The organism is Litoribacter ruber, assembly GCF_018500185.1.
Taxonomy (GTDB): domain Bacteria; phylum Bacteroidota; class Bacteroidia; order Cytophagales; family Cyclobacteriaceae; genus Litoribacter; species Litoribacter ruber.
This window is the reverse complement of the sequence record NZ_JAHBGI010000002.1, coordinates 260,523-278,929: the sequence shown is the minus strand read 5'-3', so window position 1 is coordinate 278,929 and position 18,407 is coordinate 260,523. Positions and strand designations below refer to the sequence as shown.

Here is an 18,407-nt window from a genome sequence, read left to right as displayed (position 1 = left end):
GAGATGAGAAAAATATATTTAACCATAATATTGGCAATGGGGTTGATGATCACTTCCTGTGATTACCTTTTGGACATTGAGCCTGAATACACCCAAGATGCCGAAAACTTCTTTGATACGCCCGAGGATTACGAAAGGGCTTTGGTAGGGGTTTATGATCTGCTTCAGACCAGCTACCTCCATATTTGGATTGGGGAGATTGCTTCCGACAATTCCATTGCGGGGGGAGAAAGTGTGAACGATACCCGAGGTCTCCACGAAATCGACAACATGACCCATGGGGGCGTAAATACCGAGTTGAGGGACATCATGAGATGGAACTATGCCGGTATTGCCAGGGCCAATTATATCTTTGAGCATAAGGATAAGATCGATTTTGAGGGTAAGGACCAGATTCTAGCCGAAGCCAAATTCCTTAGGGCGTATTATCATTTTGTATTGACTACCTATTTTGGTGATGTGCCATTGGTAGTGGACAGACGACTTTCTCTTAGCGAAGTTTCCTCTAGTGAAAGAACTCCGCGCGTACAGGTATATGCCCAGATCGAGCAAGACCTGATAGATGCTATCAACGTGCTTCCTGACCAACAGGCCGAAACGGGAAGAATCACCAAAGGAGCTGCTATTGCACTTTTGGGAAAGGTACAGTTGTACCAAAACAAGTTTGGTGACGCTGCACAGACCTTGGACCGCATTATCAGCCAAAATGTAGCTGGATATGACCTGTTTCCTGATTTCTCCACGCTTTTCTATGTGGTGAATGAAAACAACAGTGAGGATGTATTCACCATTCAGTACTCTGGCCAGCAAGGTGGTGACTACGGCTGTTTTGTGTGCCTTCAGGGTAACCCAGCAGTTGGTTTCCATGGTGTCAGACAATACAATGGTCCGCTATACGGTGATGGCAATAGCTACAACCTACCTACCCAGGATCTTTATGATTATTTTGATGGCAATGATCCTAGGAGAGAAGCTACGTTGTTGGATATCGATGCCTTTATCGCTGCCCAGCCTAATTCAGGAGATATTTCCTATGCTGTTGGTGCGGGTGGACACACGGGGTATTACAACAACAAATACATCAAAAGGCTGGACGAGAGAGGCCTCCCAGATGATGATTTGACCAGCCCACTTAATTACAGAGTGATCCGTTATGCGGACGTGTTGCTAATGGCAGCTGAGGCCTTCCAGCAAAGCGGGAATGATGATAGGGCTAGAACTGAGCTGAACAAGGTGAGACAGCGCGTAGGCATGCCGGCTATCAACAGCTCTGGAACCCAATTGTTGCAGGATATCTACAGAGAAAGAAGACTGGAGCTTTCAGGTGAAGGATACAGGTTCTTTGATTTGGTAAGAACCGGAAGAGCGGCGGATGTGATCCAAGGCTTTGTACCGGGCAAGCATGAGCTATTCCCAATCCCTCAGGTAGAAATTGACCTTGCGGGCGGCAACTGGCAGCAAAATCCTAACTATTAATTTTCAGAAAAGATGTTAAAGAAATATTATAAGTACTTATTCCTGCTGCTGCCATTTGCATTTATGGCAGCCTGTGTGGAAGACTATTCCCTTGAGGAGAATCCTCCTACGGAGCAGGACGCAAATTTCACCTTTCAATCCACAGAGGAAAATGACAACATCATCAGATTCACTGCATCGCAGGAGTTTTTCATGATGAACTGGGACTTTGGCAATGGTGCCCAGTCCTCAGGAAGAACGGTGACGGCAACCTATCCAATGGCGGGTACTTACACAGTCACCCTTACCGTATTCAATAAAGGCGGTAGTGCGACCTACAGCCAAGAAGTAGTAATCGAAAACACTGATCCACTTCTGCTAGACAAGCCGCTTTATAACATGTTAACAGGTGGTGTGGACGCTACAGAAGGTAAGACTTGGGTGATTGATGCAGCTAGGTCTGGACATTTTGGTGTGGGGCCAAACCCATCTTCTGGTGCCGGTGACTTACCAGAGTGGTATCAAGCAGGTCCATTTGAAAAAGAAGGCGGGGGAATGTACGACGATAGATACACTTTCTACCTTGCAGATTTCAGATATGTAATGGAAACCAATGGCAATGTGTATATCAATGCCGCTCAGGCAGGTAACTTCCCAGGTTCATTTGAGTCTGAAGTGGGTGACTTCACTGCACCATACACTGCTCCTGATGGTTTGACTTGGTCGATGGCAGAGCCTGAAGGTTCTTACCCAGAATTGACAATTTCTAACGGTGGTTTCATCGGCTATTTTGCTGGTGGAAGAACTTATCAGATCGTTAGAATCGAAGAGAATGAGCTATTCTTAAGATTTGTAGATCAGGCTAACGATGGCTTGGCTTGGTACATTAGATTAGTGCCTGAAGGGTTTGATAGCGGCACTGAGCCGGAGCCGGAGCCGGACTTGGGCGAAGTGGCTATCACTTTGGGTGATTTGATCGGAAATGGCCAGAAGGCATGGAAACTTAAGGAAAGTGCTGGTGCATTCGGAGTAGGTCCTGTGCCAGGCAGTGATGAGTGGTACCCTGGCGGAAATGATATTTCTGGTGATAGACCATGTTTGTTTAATGACCTTTTCATTTTTGGTGAGGGTGGTTATTACGAGTATGATCCCCAAGGTGACTTTTTTGGAGAAGGCTATATGGGCGTGGACGAAGGATGTCAAAGCGTTGATAATCTTGCCGGTACAATTGGTGAAGCTTGGGGACCAGGTGTGCATGAGTTTGCTTTCCAGCAGGGAACTCCTGATAGCCTTCCAACCATCACGGTGACAGGTACGGGCGCATTTATCGCCTTACCTAAAGCCTTCAATGGTGGAGAGTACGAAACAGGCCCTCCAACTGCAAATAAATCAGTAACTTACACTGTTATTAATTTTGATGAGGCTTCGCAGGAGATGACAATTACAATTGATATCTCCGGTGATGGTGGGGTGTTCTGGACATTTGTGTTGGTTCCAGCTGAGTAAATTAGAGAATGAAAAAACGGATGAAGTTTATATTAATAATGTTTATCCTCCTTACGGGGGCAAATAGCTGTCAGCAGGAACAGTCAGGGGAAGTGGTTACACTTCCCACTGACCTGACGGTTCAAATAGAGGAACTGGGCAATGGAAGAGTGAAAGCAATTTTCTCTGCCAGGGATGTCAACTTCTATAGGATTGATTTTGGTGAAGCCAAGTCCAACATGCAGCGGGTGGAAGGCCAAGAGGCCACCCACAGCTACAGGACTCCCGGAAACTACACCATTACGGTGCAGGCCCATACTACGGAGGATGCTTTCATAAGTGAGGAGACACAAGTTGAAATCACCGAACAGGCACTTGGTCTTGGTATTCCTACCGAAGGATATGAAAGCCCAGAGAGCTATGATGGCTATACCTTGGTTTGGAGAGATGAGTTTGAGGAGGGAATTTCCCCTGATTGGGTGTATGAAATCGGGGATGGCTGTCCCAATCTTTGTGGCTGGGGAAACAATGAACTGCAGTTTTACCGAAGAGAGAATGCGGAGGTTAAAGACGGCATGTTGGTAATCACCGCCAAGGAAGAAAACTTCGGTGGAAAGAATTACACGTCCACCAGAATGAAGACTCAGGGCAAGCAGTCTTTTACCTTTGGCAGGATTGACTTCAGAGCCGTATTGCCCAAAGGCCAGGGTATATGGCCTGCCTTCTGGATGCTTGGCGAAAGCATCACCGAAGTTGGCTGGCCGGCATGTGGTGAGATCGACATCATGGAGATGGTGGGCGGAAATGCCAGCGGCAGGGACAATACCACTCATGGTACTCTCCACTGGTCTAATAACGGCACTTATGCCACTACTGGTGGAAAAACTAGTCTTGCTGAGGGCATTTTCAACGATGAGTTTCACGTGTTTTCCATCATTTGGGATGAGGAAAAGATCATCTGGTTATTGGATGGTGAAGAATACCATACCATTGACATCACCCCGGCGCATATGGATGAATTCAGGGATCCGCAGTTTATCCTGATCAACTTAGCTGTTGGTGGCAACTGGCCAGGCAATCCGGATGACTCTACCATCTTCCCTCAACAATTGGTAGTGGATTATGTGAGGGTGTTTCAAAAAGACTGAAGCATTTAAAATGGCCAAAGGACACAAAATAAGAAAATTAGGCCCGGAGACGGAAGACCGGAGAACGAATAAATAAATAACCTATAAAACCTATTAAACCGAAAAGCCCGAGGATGATGACCTCGGGCTTTTTTAGTTAAGCGATTCTTTAATCAATCAGCTATCACATAAATATCAACTGTATTTTTTTCGCTGTTGATATGGATTTCCTTGGGATTTAGATTGGAAGTTCTTTCATCTCTTTTCAAATCCAGCTCGTAATTTTTACGGTCGTACTTCATCAAGGCCCCACTCGCGGCATCAATACCCCAACCCAGTAAGTTTCCAAGATTAATAATGCTAACCACATTAAATTCTTTATCCAAGCTGAACACCCTTGCTTCATACCCATCAAGTCTATACTCGATATCGGTATCATTAAGGCTTCTCTTTACAGGGACCCGGCAAGGTGTTTTGCAAATTTCAAGTCCATCTTTGTAAACCGTGGCTCCTTCAGGATTAGAGTTGAAATGGATGGTGTCTTTCGTCCCGGTAAAAATGGTTGCGCAGCTAGAAAGCATTGCTGTCACCAAGGTGAGTAGTAATAATCTTTTCATTATTAAGTAATTAGGATATAAAATACCTCAAACCTTTTAATGTCTTGGGAGGCTATTCTGGACTTAATTCATAACGGCACAAACCTATAATTTATAATTATATCAAACAATACCGCAATTAGGGTATTTTTACTTTTGAAAAAGAGAAGTAAATTATGGCGAAAAGTATTATATTATTTCCTGAAATCATTTTTACATAAAACATTTACATAATGAGCATTACATTGAGAAATGTCATTGGAATTATTGCAGGTATAGTAATTGGCAGTTTGGTCAATATGGGGATAATAATGATCAGTGGATATATAATTCCACCACCTGAGGGTGCGGATGTTACCACTAGGGAGGGTCTTCAAAACTCCATTCACCTTTTTGAGGCCCGCCACTTTTTTATGCCATTCTTGGCTCATGCCCTTGGAACCTTCGTGGGCGCCTTTGTGGCAGCTTATATGGCTGTGAGCCACAAGCAGAAGATGGCCATGTTTGTAGGGGTATTTTTCCTCCTTGGTGGGATTATCAGTGCGGTATTGATCCCAGCGCCCATGTGGTTTATCTTGGCAGACCTGTTTTTGGCCTACCTTCCAATGGCGTACCTGGCCGGCGCGTTGAACCGTACCCAGGTGCCGGTGGTCTAGGTGAAAGCAATTGGTCAATACGGGAGAAATTGGTCACTAAGGGCACAAAGCTTACACGAAGTTGCGCTACTTGTCCCGAGTAGCAAAGTGGATCGGGAAAGGCCTCTTCGCGGCGAAAATATTCTTAGATGATCAAAAGGTATAAAACGAGCTCTGTCCTAGGATACTTAGTACCTAGTACTTCGTACTTCGTACCCAGAAAATATATCCCTAATAATTACAGTTTTCTTTCAAATATCACCCTGCTGTTATATTTTCGTAGCAGAAAAAATTTGATTCCCTTGGAACTAGTTTGAAGCTTAAGTGGCTATAATCCCAGATGTTACAAAGATTCAAAACTAACCGATAAAATCCCTTTATAATGAGAAGATTCACATTTGCTTTATCCACCCTTTGTATTGCGTTTCAATTTTCATGTTCCCAAAACTCTTCCCAGGAAGCTGACGCTGTTTCAAGTGCGGAAACTGAGGAAGTATTTAAGCACCATGATGCTCAAAATGCTCCCATGGCTGCCAACCAAGAGACTTTTGAAGCAGAAATGCACGAAGATGGCCTAGAGAAAGAATTGGTTTGTATGGTAAACAACGCCTTTATGGGTAAAAAGCAGTTTCCGGTGGAGTTTGGAGACAAGATGTATTATGGTTGCTGCGAGATGTGTGTAAACACTATACAGAACGACAGGGATGTCAGATATGCCAAAGATCCCCTGACGGGCAAGGAAGTTGACAAATCCCAGGCCTTCATTGCTCCTGAGCCAGGTCATCCGTATGGGGGAGTACTTTATTTTGAATCTAAAGAAAATTACGAGAAATACTCGAAGAAGTCCTAATGGATTTTTTTACTTAACATTTACATGTCTGCTTCCAACCCACCCATTCCGCTCAATGAGCAGGAAAGACTTCAGGCTCTTCGAGAATATGAGATCATGGATACTTCTCCCGAGGAGACCTTTGATAGCATAGCCAAACTTGCCTCTTACATCTGCGAGGTTCCCATCGCTCTGATTTCCTTTATAGACGAAGACAGGCAGTGGTACAAGGCCAAAGTGGGCATGGATGTCCAAGAGATATCCCGTCCTTTGACTTTTTGCCAATATGCCATATTGGACGACAAGCTTACCTATGTGCCCGATGCGGAAGAACATTCTGTGCTAAAGGACAACCCATCTGTGAGGGAAGGAAAAGTGAGATTCTATGCAGGCACCCCGCTGACAACTCCAAGCGGTTTTCACATCGGCACCCTTTGCGTGGTGGACAGTAAGCCCAAAGAGCTGAATGAGGACCAAAAAGCAGCTCTGGAGACGCTAGCCAACCATGTAATGGCCCATCTAGAGCTTAAAAAAAGAAACAAAAAGCTTAAAAATGAGGTGAGTAAGCTGGCCGAAAAAGCCCTTGACGGAATTGCCAAGGAGCTGGATTACTACAAAATGGCCATTGACGAAACCTCCATCGTATCCATCACTGATGAATCCGGGGTCATCACCTATGTCAATGATAAGTTTTGCGCTATTTCCCAATTTCGGCGTGACGAATTGTTGGGTCAGACCCACAAGATCATTGATTCCGGTTTTCATAGTAAGGCTTTTTTTGAAAGCCTGTGGAAAACCCTGCTAGCTGGGAAAGTTTGGAAAAACGAAATCAAAAACAAAGCAAAGGACGGGTCTTACTATTGGGAAGACATGGTGGTGGTGCCCTTTTTAAATCCACACGGCAAGCCATATAAGTTTGTGTCCATCAAGAGGGACATCACCGAAGAAAAACACAGGAAGCAGAGAATTACGAACCTGCTGAAAACCCAAAGCTCCATCATTGATGGGGCCAGCTACAGTATTGTGTTCATGGATACCAGGGGTATCATCCGTAAGATCAATAAATCGGGACTTCAGCTTTTGGGTTTTAAAGAAAGTGAGGTGGTCAATGTCAAAACCCCGCTGATTTTTCTTGATGAGCAGGAGTTGGAAAAGGTCAAGAAAGAGCTTGAGAAGGAGTATTCCAAGACTTTTGCCAAAGACCTGGATGTCTTGGTAGATTGTGCCCGTACCAAAAATACAGCGGATTCGAGGGAATGGACCTACATCACCAAATCCGGCAAAAGGATCCCGGTGTGGCAGACTATTACCTGCATTTACGATGATGAAGGGCAGGTACAGGGATATTTGAGCGTAGCGGAGGATTACAGTTCCAAAAAGAAAGTGGAAGCCAAGCTGATCGAGGCCAAACAACTTGCCGAGCAGGCTGTAGCCATGAAGGCAAACTTTTTGGCCAATATGAGCCATGAGATCAGGACCCCTATGAACGCCATTATTGGTTTTACCGATCTGATATCGGAGACCAAGTTGGATGATACCCAAACCGAATATGTGGGACATGTGAAGATGGCCGGAGAGAATCTCCTATTATTGGTCAACGACATCTTGGACCTTTCCAAAATTGAAGCGGGTAAATTGGTGATTGATCCACAGCCCTTTAATATAAAGGCCTCACTCAAGCACAATTATGAGCTTTTGAAAATCAGGGCCCATGAAAAACTGATTGATTTCAACCTTTTTCTAGATGCCGAACTACCTGATATGGTGGTCGGGGACAAGGGGAGGCTTAATCAAATCATGATGAATTTGGCCGGCAATGCCATTAAATTTACCACTGATGGCGAGGTGAATATCATGGTTAAGAAAGTAAGGGAGGATGAGGAAAGCATTGAACTGAAGTTTAGCATTAAGGATACCGGAATTGGTATTCCAGAGAGTAAACTGGCCACCATATTTGAGCGTTTTTCCCAAGGAGAGGAGAGCACTTCCCGTAATTTTGGGGGCACGGGCTTGGGGCTGAATATCAGTAAGCAGCTCATTGAACTTCAGGATGGCAAGTTGGAAGTTAAGAGTAGAGTCGGCATAGGATCCGAGTTCTATTTTAGCCTTATATATCAGAAGGTCAATGATATAGATGTTAATATTAATAATAAGGTTGAACTGCCTGAAATTAATAGGAAAGTGTCCATATTACTCTGTGAAGATAATGTAATCAACCAGAGGTTGGTTAGAAATGTGATTGAGGGGTTTGGGTTTGAATTGGATATTGCCCACAATGGCAAAGAGGGAATTGAAATGTTTTCCTCCAAGGTGTATGACTTGGTGTTGATGGATCTGCAGATGCCCTTAATGGATGGCTATCAGGCAACGGTGCATTTGAGAACCGAGGTAAATTCTGATATCCCTATCATCGCGATGACGGCCCATTCATTCATAAGTGAAAGGCAGCGATGCTTTGATTTGGGTATGAATGCGTATGTAAGTAAGCCCTTCCGGAAGGAGGAATTATATGCCAAGATCTTAGAGGTTTTGGAAAGACACGGATTAAAGGAAAAAGTGGAAGAAAGAAAAGTTGAGGAAGCAGAGGCTGCGGTCAGTGTGGGATCCAAGATCAATTTGAGTTATCTGAGAGAGCTTTCAGAAAACAATAAAGAGTTTGAAAAAGAAATCATAGCCATGTTTTGCCAAAAGGTGGAAAACGAGATTGAAGTTTTGGAGAAGGCCATGCATGAGCAAGATTTCAAGGAGGTAAAGGAATTTGCGCATGCCATGAAATCCAGTGCATCCCTGTTTCTTTTGGAAAAATGTGTTTATATTTTGAACCAAACCGAAAAAGAAGCCACTGAACTCTGGAAAAATGGTGGCACTGAGCTCTCAAAGGAAGTCTTTGAGGGGATAAATGAGTTGAAGCAGCTACTGGGAGAGGCTACGGAGGAGTTAAACGACCTACTTGAAAAGGAATATTGAGGGTTAGTTAGCCACAAAGGCCCGAAGGCGCAAAGAAAAAGTAAAGAAATTGAGATTGGCCACAAAGGCTCGAAGGCGGAAAGAAAAAGTAAGGGAATTAAGATTGGCCACAATGGCGCGGAGGCGCTAAGAAAATGTAAAGAAATTGAGATTGGCCACAAAGGACCTAAGGCGGAAAGAAAAAGTAAAGAAATTGAGATTAGCCACAAAGGCCCGAAGGCGGAAAGAAAAAGTAAAGAAATTGAGATTAGCCACAAAGGCCCGAAGGCGGAAAGAAAAAGTAAAGAAATTGAGATTAGCCACAAAGGCCCGAAGGCGGAAAGAAAAAGTAAAGAAATTGAGATTAGCCACAAAGGCACGTAGGCGGAAAGAAAAAGTAAGGGAATTTAGATTGGCCACAATGGCGCGGAGGCGCTAAGAAAATGTAAAGAAATTGAGATTGGCCACAAAGGACCTAAGGCGGAAAGAAAAAGTAAAGCAATTGAGATTAGCCACAACGGCCCGAAGGCGGAAAGAAAAAGTAAAGAAATTGAGATTAGCCACAAAGGCACGGAGGCGGAAAGAAAAAGTAAGGGAATTGAGATTGGCCACCATGGCACGGAGGCGCTAAGAAAATATATATTAAATCACCCCGTCCCCAATGAGTCTAGCGAATTGGTAGGGAGCCTAAGAACGAAGGCATTAAATAACCGGAATGTTTATGATTGGCTCCTAATGACCAAAACACTAATTTTACATAGTACCTAATATACCAAAACCACCCCAATTAAATGAGACTAATTCTAGCTGAAGACAACGATTTATTGAGAAAATCTCTTTCTTTTTTTCTTACTTCCAAGGGATTTGAGGTGGATCAGTTTGAAAACGGCAAAGAGGCGCTGGAGGCTATTAAGGTAAAGGAATACGATATTATCCTCACGGATATTAACATGCCCGGCATCAGTGGAATGGAAATGACACAGCATGTGAGAACCGAATTGAATCTTGATACCCCAATCATTATTTTTACATCATCTAACGTAGAGCAGACCGAACTGGACTCCTTTGATATTGGGGCCAATGAATTTATCCCAAAGCCTGTGAGCCCTGCAGTATTGCTGGTAAGGATGAAGAAACTGCTTAAACAGCTTAATTGATTAATTGGATACTGTTGATGGAAAGACTTTGGGGTTTTTATACGGATAAGACTTGGGTAGAGCCTTTTTTGGTTTTTGCCATTGCCTTTTTTGCACTGGGCACAATTATGATGTTTATGGCACTTGTCTTCATCCGATATAGGCGTATAAGAAGGCAGGAGCTGGTGAAAGAATATCAGGCCACCGTTGAGGAAATCCTCATGGGGGTGATGTTTACCGACAGCATATTTGCCACCATAGTCAATGACGAAAAAATGGCCAAGCTTTTCAAGAGCCCACTTTTCCGGCAAACGCTTATGGATGGAACCCTCAACCTGCACCGCAATTACGAAGGCCAGTATGCCGAAAATCTGGAGAAATTCTACGCCGAATCCCATCTGATCCGAGATTCCTTCAAGAAGATTAAAAGCCTTAATTGGGCCAAAAAGTGTTTGGGAATAGAAGAACTTGCTGAAATGCAGGTAACCCAAGCCTTTGATACCTTGGTAGAGCTTTCCAAATCCAGCGTAAGGCCACTTAAAATAGCTGCTATTCGCGGCTGTATCAAATTAAACGGTACACAGGGACTGGTGCATTTGGTCAAACATAAAGATCCCATTGATACCTGGACGCAGCTTTCCATCATTCATGCCTTGAAAAAAGGCGATATTGAAACCACGAAGGGGATAGAAAAACTATTGACCTCTTCAAATAAGTCAGTCGTTAGTCTGGGTTTGAAGGTAATCCAAGCCCTGAAACTCTCCGATAATTTCCCGGCTGTGATCCAATTGCACAGCAAAACCCAAAGTGACCTAATTAAAAGTGAGGCAAGCAGGGTGATGGCCAAACTTGAAAACTTTAACTGATGCTGGAAGCGATAAATTTTGGATCCCAACTGAGCATGGCAGTAGAAATCTATCTAGTTTTGATTCTGCTTTATGCGGTTACCATCATGGGCTCCTACTTGGTGTTGGGGTATCTGTCGGTGAAAGAACTGAAAGATTACCTTACGCGAAACAGTTTTGTAAATTATGAAGTATTGCTTTCGAGCGAGTTTTCACCCAAACTTTCCCTAATTGCCCCTGCCTACAATGAGGGTTTGACTATAGAAGAAAATGTCAAATCCCTGCTTTCCCTCAACTATAACAACTATGAGGTGATCGTGGTCAATGATGGGAGCAAGGACAATTCCATGGAAATCCTGATCAAAACCTATGATTTGGAAGTAGTTGAAATGAATCTCGATATTAAGTTGATAACCAAGCGGATAAGAAATATATACAGATCCAAAAACCAGGCTTATAAAAAGCTCCTGGTGGTGGACAAGGATAATGGTGGTAAGGCCGATGCCTTAAATGTAGGCCTTAATATTGCCCAAAATCCCTATGCAGTATGCATTGATGTGGACTGTATTTTGGACAAGGATTCCTTGCTCAAATTGGCCAAGCCTTTTATGGAGAATGACGGCAAGCGGGTGATAGCTACTGGGGGAGTGGTGAGGATAGCCAATCAATGCGTGATCAAAGATGGTCGCCTGATTGAGGTGAACGTACCTGACCGCATGCTGCCCAGAATCCAGGTTCTGGAATATTTGCGTGCATTTTTGTTAGGGAGAATGGCTTGGGAAAGGCTTGATGGGCTATTGCTGATCAGTGGGGCATTTGGTGCTTTTGACAAAGAAATTGCCATCCAGGCCGGCGGATATGACACCAAGACGGTGGGGGAGGATATGGAGCTGGTGGTTAGAATGAGGAGATATATGTTGGAAAACAAATTGCCTTATACAGTATCCTATATACCAGATCCCCTCTGCTGGACTGAAGCCCCAGAGAATGCCACCATCTTTAAAAAGCAACGTAGCCGCTGGATGCGCGGGACTATTGAGACTCTTTTTATCCATAAGAAGATGTTCATGAACCCCAAATACAAATTACTGGGCATGGTTTCCGTGCCTTATTGGACATTTTTTGAGTTTTTGGCCCCGCTCATCGAATTTGTTGGAATACTTATTACCTTAGTATTTTTAGCTTTTGGGCTTTTAAACTGGAAGCTGTTTCTTCTACTCATTTTATTTGTGTATGTTTTTGCAGTGATGTTTTCAGTACTGGGATTGCTGAGTGAAGAGTTGACCTACCACAAGTATCCCAAAATCAAAGACTTCCTTAAGCTTTTGGGCGCTGCCTTGATAGAGCCAATATACTTCCATCCTCTAGGCGTTTATTCGGCTTTAGTGGGTTATTGGGAAAAGCTGATGGGCAAAAAGACCTGGGGAGAAATGACCAGGCAGGGTTTTCAGAAGAAACCAGGGAGTTGACGAAGTTCGGCGAACGAAGTGCGGAATACGAAGGACGAACCAATATTATTTAAACAACAAGGCTTCGTAAACATCCTCAAAGGTATCATAATCACCTTTCAACATGCTGTTGTCCAATACGACCGCATAATTGTTGGCATAAGAGTATTGAAGGAAGGATTGGGCTTTTGGGCTTTCTTCGGCAAGGTTGATGTCGAGGCGTTTGATTTGAAAGCAGCCTGTTTCATCGAATTTCACGTAGTAAAAAACAGCATTGTAATCCAAAAGAGAATACAAAGGTCCGGCATCGGGAGTTACGGCATTGTAGGTATGGTTTAAAACGAGCAGATTAAAGCAGGCCTTCGTAAAAGCTTTATTTGGATGGGAATCTATAGCCTCAAGAAAATTCACCTCACAGCTCTTGCTGAAGTTTAGAAAGTCTTGCTTACCGGAAAACCCCGCGTCTTTATAGCGATCCCTGGGTTCATCTTTTCGGTTGCTATATCTATAGTATCTATTTAGACTCAAAAGGCAGAATTCAGTGTTTTAAATACCAATCTGCAAATATGGCTTAAATAAAATTCAATTTTATCATGCTTAAGTTATTTTTAAAGTATAGAAATGATGAACAGCTCAAAAAGTGTGATGAATGGTTAATTTAAAAACATTAATTACTCAAATAAACCCGTCCATGGTTGTTTTTAGGCCGTTCATTTTCTAATGACCTTATAGAAGGCTTTAAAGTTTATTATTGTCGGCAATCTTTTCGATAGCGGCTGTCGTATCCACATCGTAGGCAGCAAGGGGAAAAGGCACACTCACCACCTGATTACCAAGTTCTGTAATGAGATTCTTGGCACCGGTATCCCCGCGGAGTTCCAATAGTTTTGGAAATAGTGAGCGATGAAAAAGGGCTGGAACCCCTTTTCTGCCTTCATATAGACTGGCCACTACTTTTTTGCCGGTTTTTTGCTGAGTGTCTATCAGCGTTTGTAAATGGCTGCTTTCTACATAGGGCTGATCGCAGAGCATAATTATAAGGTATTCCAGATAAGGGTAATGCTTTAGTACATGGTTAATTCCAGTTCGGATGGAACTTGCCATGCCTTCTTGAAAATCTGGGTTTTCCACCATTTCTGTTTCGGTTATGGTGGCTAGGTTCCTTTGTTCGTCTCCCGCTGATATTACTGTCAGGGTTGCGGCGGTTTTTAGAGCCGCGGCTTGGGTGATGGCGTGCTGCAGCAGTGTAGACCCCTTGAAGGGTACGGCCTGTTTTGGGAAACCCAGTCTTTTGGATTGACCGGCTGCCAACACTATAATACCATAACACTTCTTGGATGGTACCAATCCCATTTTTCTATGATGAATATGGCCATTAAGATTTCTCAATGAGCTTCCAGTATTTCCGGTAAAGATACCTTGTATCTCCGCAATGATGGAAAGGGCAATTTCCTCAGAGGTTTCCGCCCCAATCTGCAGACCGGTGGGCGCAAACAAATTTTGCGGTATTCCTGTGTCCTCGGGAATAGCAACTCCTTCCTCGCCCAATTCCTGAAGTATCCTGTCCCTTTTTTTGGTGGGCCCCAAGAGGCCTATATATTTAACTGGACTGTGGAGAATTGTCTTTAGTATAGCTTTGTCATAATCGTAGTTGTGGGACATGAGCACAAAGGCAGTCCGCTCGTCGATATTTATCTTCCCAATGGCATCTTCTGGCTCTGTGAGCAGCAACTGACATGTAGGGAATCTGTTTTCATTGGCATACAAGGGGCGGCCATCCACTATGGTGATTTCCCAGCCCAGGGTTTTAGCTATTTCAACTAAGGGAAAGACGTCATTGCCAGCTCCCGCGATCACCAAGGCAGGTGATGGCTCCAGATATTCCATAAAAGCGTGAAATGATGCAGTATTATTGGCTAAATCCGGAAATCTGATAAATCCCGAATGCTGCTGTTTCCAAGTATTTTGAATATCTGCTTCTATAAATGAAAAGCCGAAAGGAAGATGATCTTGATCTAAAGTTACCCCGTTTGGGGTAAAAAGAAGTTTGGTGCCCTGCAGGACATGCTTCTTTTCATCAGGTGAAAAATAGGTCACTAGTATTGCCTTTTGCCTTTTGGAAATGGCTTTTTCCAAAAGCTTTATGGGGTTATGATCATTCTTTTGCTGAATGGGTTCCAGTAGTACGCGGATGATGCCATTGCAACCCAGGTTGACAGAGATGATGTTGCTCCCTTCATCCGAGGTGTCGTAGGTGACCAGCAACGGCTTGTTGGTGGCCATCACCATAAGGGCTTTACGTAGGATATCGCCTTCCAGGCACCCCCCGCTGATCGCACCGGTAAGCATGCCGTCATCCCTCACCAACATCCTGGCTCCGGGTGCTCTGTAGGATGAGCCTTCTATATGAACCACAGTAGCCAAAACGGCCTTTTTCCCGTCAGACAGAGCTTGGTGATAGGCTTGGATAATTTGTTTGATTTCCTTCATGAGATCAATGTGTAGGTGAAAAAGAAAGAATCCCAGCCGTCAATTTTTCAATGACCAGTTCTATTTCAACTTCCTTAGTAAACCTGCCCAAACTGATCCTAATCGAACCAAAGGCTTCCGCGTCGCCCAAACCCATGGCTTTCAACACATGGGATGGTCTTTGCACGTTGCTTGTACAGGCACTACCTCTGCTTAGGGCCAGGTGTTGTGAAAGGGACAGCAGGAGGTTTTCGGCGTTGATCTGGGGAAAGCTGATATTACTAACGTGCGGTAGACGATTTTGGGAACCGTTTTTTTTAGCTTCGGGAATGGCAGCCATCAAAGACTTTTCCAGCTTATTTCTCCAATTTCCAAGGTTTATATGCTCCATGGTCATTTCTTGGGCACATAACCTAGCAGCCTGTCCAAACCCCACTATCCCTGGAACGTTTAAAGTACCACTTCTTAAACCATGTTCATGGCTGCCTCCATTCAAAAGGGGTGATATCTTTGAGAAATGGGACTTTTTATTTAAATATAAGGCTCCAATCCCTTTAGGACCATACATTTTATGGGCAGAAAATGCCATCAAAGTAATGCCTGCCTCTTGTACATTCACAGGAATTTTACCCACTGCTTGCGTTGCATCGCAAAAGAAGGCCACATGGTGTTTTTGAGCCAAATGGCCAATTTTTTCTATGGGATGAATCACCCCGGTCTCATTGTTGGCCCACATCAGGGAAATGCAGAGGGTTTCAGGTCGAATCAATCCCTCAAGCTCCTCCAAAGAAATGTTTCCTTCGCTATCCACACCAAGATAGGAGACGGCAAGCCCTTTTTTTTCAAGATATGCACAGGTATCAAGCACCGCATTGTGTTCTGTATGGCAGGTGATGATGTGGTTTTTGCCAATTGGGGCCGCAACGGCCAAACCTTTAAGGGCCATGTTGATAGCCTCGGTAGCTCCTGAGGTAAAAATTATCTCTTCCGAATGGGCGCCTACCAAGGCTGCCACCTGCTCCCTGGCCTCATCCACTGCGTCCTTGGCATTCCAACCATACAGATGGTCCCTGCTAGCCGGATTGCCAAATTCACCGCTGAAATAGGGAAGCATAGCTTCCACCACTCTTGGGTCGCATGGGGTAGTAGAGTTGTAGTCGAGGTAGATGGGTTTGCTAATCATAGGGTCAATCCGCTTATCTATCAAATATTGCCAATTTCCGTTAAAGGAGCAAGATTGAAAAGGAGATTCGATTTGGATTGAAGGATTAAGTTTACCCAAAAAAGGGTAAAGGAAGATGATTTTATACTTCTACCCAAAAGCATTTAGCATTAAAACTTTTGAATACCGCAGGTTCCGGGGGGCGCAAAAGAGGAGACTTGGCTTAACTGGCTTTCTAAATGAAGTGATGAAAGTAGATCCATAGAATCATGGCCAGCATGATGATCAAGGGTAGGATCAGGTGGCGGATATTGCGGTACCAGTCCTTAAGGGAACGATAGGGCCGTTTGTTGTCTTCGTCATAGAAAAAATCCCATTTCATGGAAAGGTGTTTTGGTACTTTACAAAGTAAAGTGGTAGGGAATAACCAAAACATCAATTTTGCCTCTTCAGACATAAAGATTTTATAAACTATTGGAACCGATACCCCACCCCGCTTTCAGTAATGATGTGTTGGGGGTGATTGGGGCTTTCTTCAATTTTTTTGCGCAGGGTGCCCACAAATACCCTCAAATATTGGGTTTCTGTCTGAAAACCTGTCCCCCAGATCTCTTTTAAGATAAACTGATGAGTGAGTACCTTATCTTCATTTTTGGCAAACAGGGCCAAAAGGTTATATTCCGTTGAGGTAAGCTTGAGGATTTCGCCGTTCTTGCGTACCAGTCTGGCGGTAAGGTCAATTTCCAGATCTCCGGAGGTAATTATGCTCACATTTTTAACGTTTTGGCTTCTCCTGAGTGCAGACCGGATCCTTGCCAAGAGTTCTCCGGTTCGGAAAGGTTTGGTCAGGTAATCCGTGGCACCACTGTCCAAAGCGGATACGATATCCGCCTCATAATCTTGAACGGATAGCATGATTATGGGCTTATTGTACCACTCCCTAAGTTCAACAAGTAGCTCATGCCCGCTTTTGTCAGGAAGTCCTATATCCAAGAGGATAAGGTCGGGCGGATGACTGGCTGCCATGATAAGCCCCTCTTTGGCTGTAGCAGCCTGGAGCACTTTATAGTCATTGCTTTCCAGATTAATCTGCAGAAGCTTTCTGATCTGAGGTTCGTCGTCGATAATTAATACTTCGGCTTTATTCATTCTCAATATCGCTTATGGATGAGGCTTGGGATGGGATATCTATGGTGAATTTTGCTCCGCCAGTCGGCAGGTTTTCCAAATGGATGCTTCCATTCAAAGCTTCCGCAAACCCCTTTGCAATGGACAGTCCCAGTCCAGTGCCGCCTGTGGTGGAGTTGGGCAGGCGATAAAACTTGCGGAAAACCGACTGAATCTCTTGCTCAGGAAATCCCTTACCATTGTCGGAGAGCACCAATCTGAATACCCCGTTTTGGTGTTGGGCACGAATTTCTATAATAGTGCCTGGAGCAGTGTGCTGAATTGCATTAAGTAGGATGTTATGGATTATCTGCTCTGTCAGTCCCCTGTCAATTTTGATCAAAGGTAGATTTTCAAAGGGCTCAAAGCAGATTTGGTGGTCCCTGGCATCTTCCTTATGGTCCTTGATGACAGAAAATATTAATTCATTGATGTCGCACCAGTCCATTTTGGGCTTTAATACCCCCGCCTCCAGCCTGCTCATGCTCAAGAGGTTTTCGACCTGTCTGTTGAGCCTAAAACCCGCGATTTCAATTTCAGTATAGAGTTCCGACTTATTGAATTCCGAGAGTTTGGAGGCGTTCTCCTTTATGGTATCTATAGCGCCTATAATGGTAGAAATAGGGGTTTTTAACTCGTGTGATAGAGAATTTAGCATGGTGTTGTATAGCTTCAGGGATTTTTCCCTCTCCTCCTTTTCCCTGGCCTTTTTTTCCACATCCCGGATTTTGAAGGTCAGCACTGCATTGATCAGTGCTATTACAAAATACATGAAAAAAATCAGGGCATCTTCGGTAGTGCCGATATGAAACGTGAAGGTAGGAGGGATAAAAAAGAAATTCCAGCTCAACGCGCTTAGAAAAGCGGTAACCAAAACCGGTAAGATATCAAAAAGCATGGCTAAAACAGAGACAACCAGCAAGAGTATAAGGGCCACTACCTGGTAGCCGATTACATCCACGGAATAATAGCAGGCAATACAGGAGGCAGCGATCATTGAGAGGCTGATCGAGTATTGGAAGAATTTGCTATTTGATTGGGTTTTGAAAAATTCCAAGTTTAGGTAATAAAATTTGAAGTAACTAAATTTAATCCATTAACTAAATT

General features: G+C 44.0%; 16 protein-coding genes. 9 read left to right on the top strand and 7 right to left on the bottom strand.

The features are described 5' to 3' along the window. Positions 1-3: 3 nt before the first annotated feature. From KIH41_RS03490 to KIH41_RS03480, 3 genes are read left to right on the top strand one after another with little or no spacing between them, the layout of a single operon-like run. Positions 4-1,476 (top strand): RagB/SusD family nutrient uptake outer membrane protein, encoded by a 1,473-nt coding sequence (locus KIH41_RS03490; protein WP_214161517.1) that lies wholly within the window; start codon positions 4-6, stop codon positions 1,474-1,476. A 12-nt stretch (positions 1,477-1,488) separates the two neighbouring features. Beyond that, positions 1,489-2,961 (top strand): PKD domain-containing protein, encoded by a 1,473-nt coding sequence (locus tag KIH41_RS03485; RefSeq protein WP_214161516.1) that lies wholly within the window; start codon positions 1,489-1,491, stop codon positions 2,959-2,961. Positions 2,962-2,981: 20 nt separating this feature from the next. Then, positions 2,982-4,088, top strand: coding sequence for a family 16 glycosylhydrolase (locus KIH41_RS03480; RefSeq protein ID WP_246538936.1), 1,107 nt, complete (start codon positions 2,982-2,984; stop codon positions 4,086-4,088). Between the two features lie 152 nt (positions 4,089-4,240). On the opposite strand, the gene KIH41_RS03475 is transcribed toward KIH41_RS03480, so the two are convergent. Next, positions 4,241-4,684 (bottom strand): PEGA domain-containing protein, encoded by a 444-nt coding sequence (locus KIH41_RS03475; RefSeq protein ID WP_213945356.1) that lies wholly within the window; start codon positions 4,682-4,684, stop codon positions 4,241-4,243. Between the two features lie 212 nt (positions 4,685-4,896). Here KIH41_RS03475 and KIH41_RS03470 point away from each other — a divergent pair, with 212 nt between their 5' ends. The 6 genes from KIH41_RS03470 to KIH41_RS03445 all read left to right on the top strand — a co-directional run bounded on the left by KIH41_RS03470 (position 4,897) and on the right by KIH41_RS03445 (position 12,523). After that, positions 4,897-5,319, top strand: a complete 423-nt coding sequence (locus KIH41_RS03470; protein WP_213945357.1) for a hypothetical protein — start codon at positions 4,897-4,899, stop codon at positions 5,317-5,319. 361 nt (positions 5,320-5,680) lie between these two features. Next, positions 5,681-6,148: a hypothetical protein gene (locus KIH41_RS03465; protein ID WP_214161514.1), complete on the top strand. Its 468-nt coding sequence runs from the start codon at positions 5,681-5,683 to the stop codon at positions 6,146-6,148. 24 nt (positions 6,149-6,172) lie between these two features. Continuing rightward, the gene (locus KIH41_RS03460; RefSeq protein ID WP_214161513.1) at positions 6,173-9,094 is read left to right on the top strand and encodes a response regulator; all 2,922 of its coding nucleotides are present in this window, start codon (positions 6,173-6,175) and stop codon (positions 9,092-9,094) included. Positions 9,095-9,864: 770 nt separating this feature from the next. Next, positions 9,865-10,230, top strand: a complete 366-nt coding sequence (locus KIH41_RS03455; protein WP_213945360.1) for a response regulator transcription factor — start codon at positions 9,865-9,867, stop codon at positions 10,228-10,230. Continuing rightward, complete coding sequence (locus KIH41_RS03450; protein WP_214161512.1) at positions 10,227-11,075, top strand: HEAT repeat domain-containing protein; 849 nt, start codon at positions 10,227-10,229, stop codon at positions 11,073-11,075. Before KIH41_RS03455 ends, KIH41_RS03450 begins: the two co-directional genes overlap by 4 nt. Next, positions 11,075-12,523, top strand: coding sequence for a glycosyltransferase family 2 protein (locus KIH41_RS03445; RefSeq protein WP_246538935.1), 1,449 nt, complete (start codon positions 11,075-11,077; stop codon positions 12,521-12,523). Before KIH41_RS03450 ends, KIH41_RS03445 begins: the two co-directional genes overlap by 1 nt. A gap of 45 nt (positions 12,524-12,568) precedes the next feature. Here the strand turns inward: KIH41_RS03445 and KIH41_RS03440 are convergent, their stop codons facing one another. The 6 genes from KIH41_RS03440 to KIH41_RS03415 all read right to left on the bottom strand — a co-directional run bounded on the left by KIH41_RS03440 (position 12,569) and on the right by KIH41_RS03415 (position 18,357). Continuing rightward, positions 12,569-13,030, bottom strand: coding sequence for a hypothetical protein (locus KIH41_RS03440; RefSeq protein WP_213945362.1), 462 nt, complete (start codon positions 13,028-13,030; stop codon positions 12,569-12,571). Positions 13,031-13,240: 210 nt separating this feature from the next. Continuing rightward, positions 13,241-14,992, bottom strand: a complete 1,752-nt coding sequence (locus KIH41_RS03435) for an XdhC family protein (RefSeq protein WP_214161511.1) — start codon at positions 14,990-14,992, stop codon at positions 13,241-13,243. 4 nt (positions 14,993-14,996) lie between these two features. Then, positions 14,997-16,154, bottom strand: a complete 1,158-nt coding sequence (locus KIH41_RS03430; protein WP_246538934.1) for a cysteine desulfurase family protein — start codon at positions 16,152-16,154, stop codon at positions 14,997-14,999. Between the two features lie 214 nt (positions 16,155-16,368). Next, positions 16,369-16,515 carry a hypothetical protein gene (locus tag KIH41_RS03425; protein WP_214161510.1) on the bottom strand — a complete coding sequence of 49 codons (147 nt, stop codon included), beginning with the start codon at positions 16,513-16,515 and terminating at the stop codon, positions 16,369-16,371. An 89-nt stretch (positions 16,516-16,604) separates the two neighbouring features. Beyond that, positions 16,605-17,282, bottom strand: coding sequence for a response regulator (locus KIH41_RS03420; protein ID WP_214161509.1), 678 nt, complete (start codon positions 17,280-17,282; stop codon positions 16,605-16,607). After that, positions 17,275-18,357: an ATP-binding protein gene (locus KIH41_RS03415; RefSeq protein ID WP_246538933.1), complete on the bottom strand. Its 1,083-nt coding sequence runs from the start codon at positions 18,355-18,357 to the stop codon at positions 17,275-17,277. Before KIH41_RS03415 ends, KIH41_RS03420 begins: the two co-directional genes overlap by 8 nt. Positions 18,358-18,407: the final 50 nt, after the last annotated feature.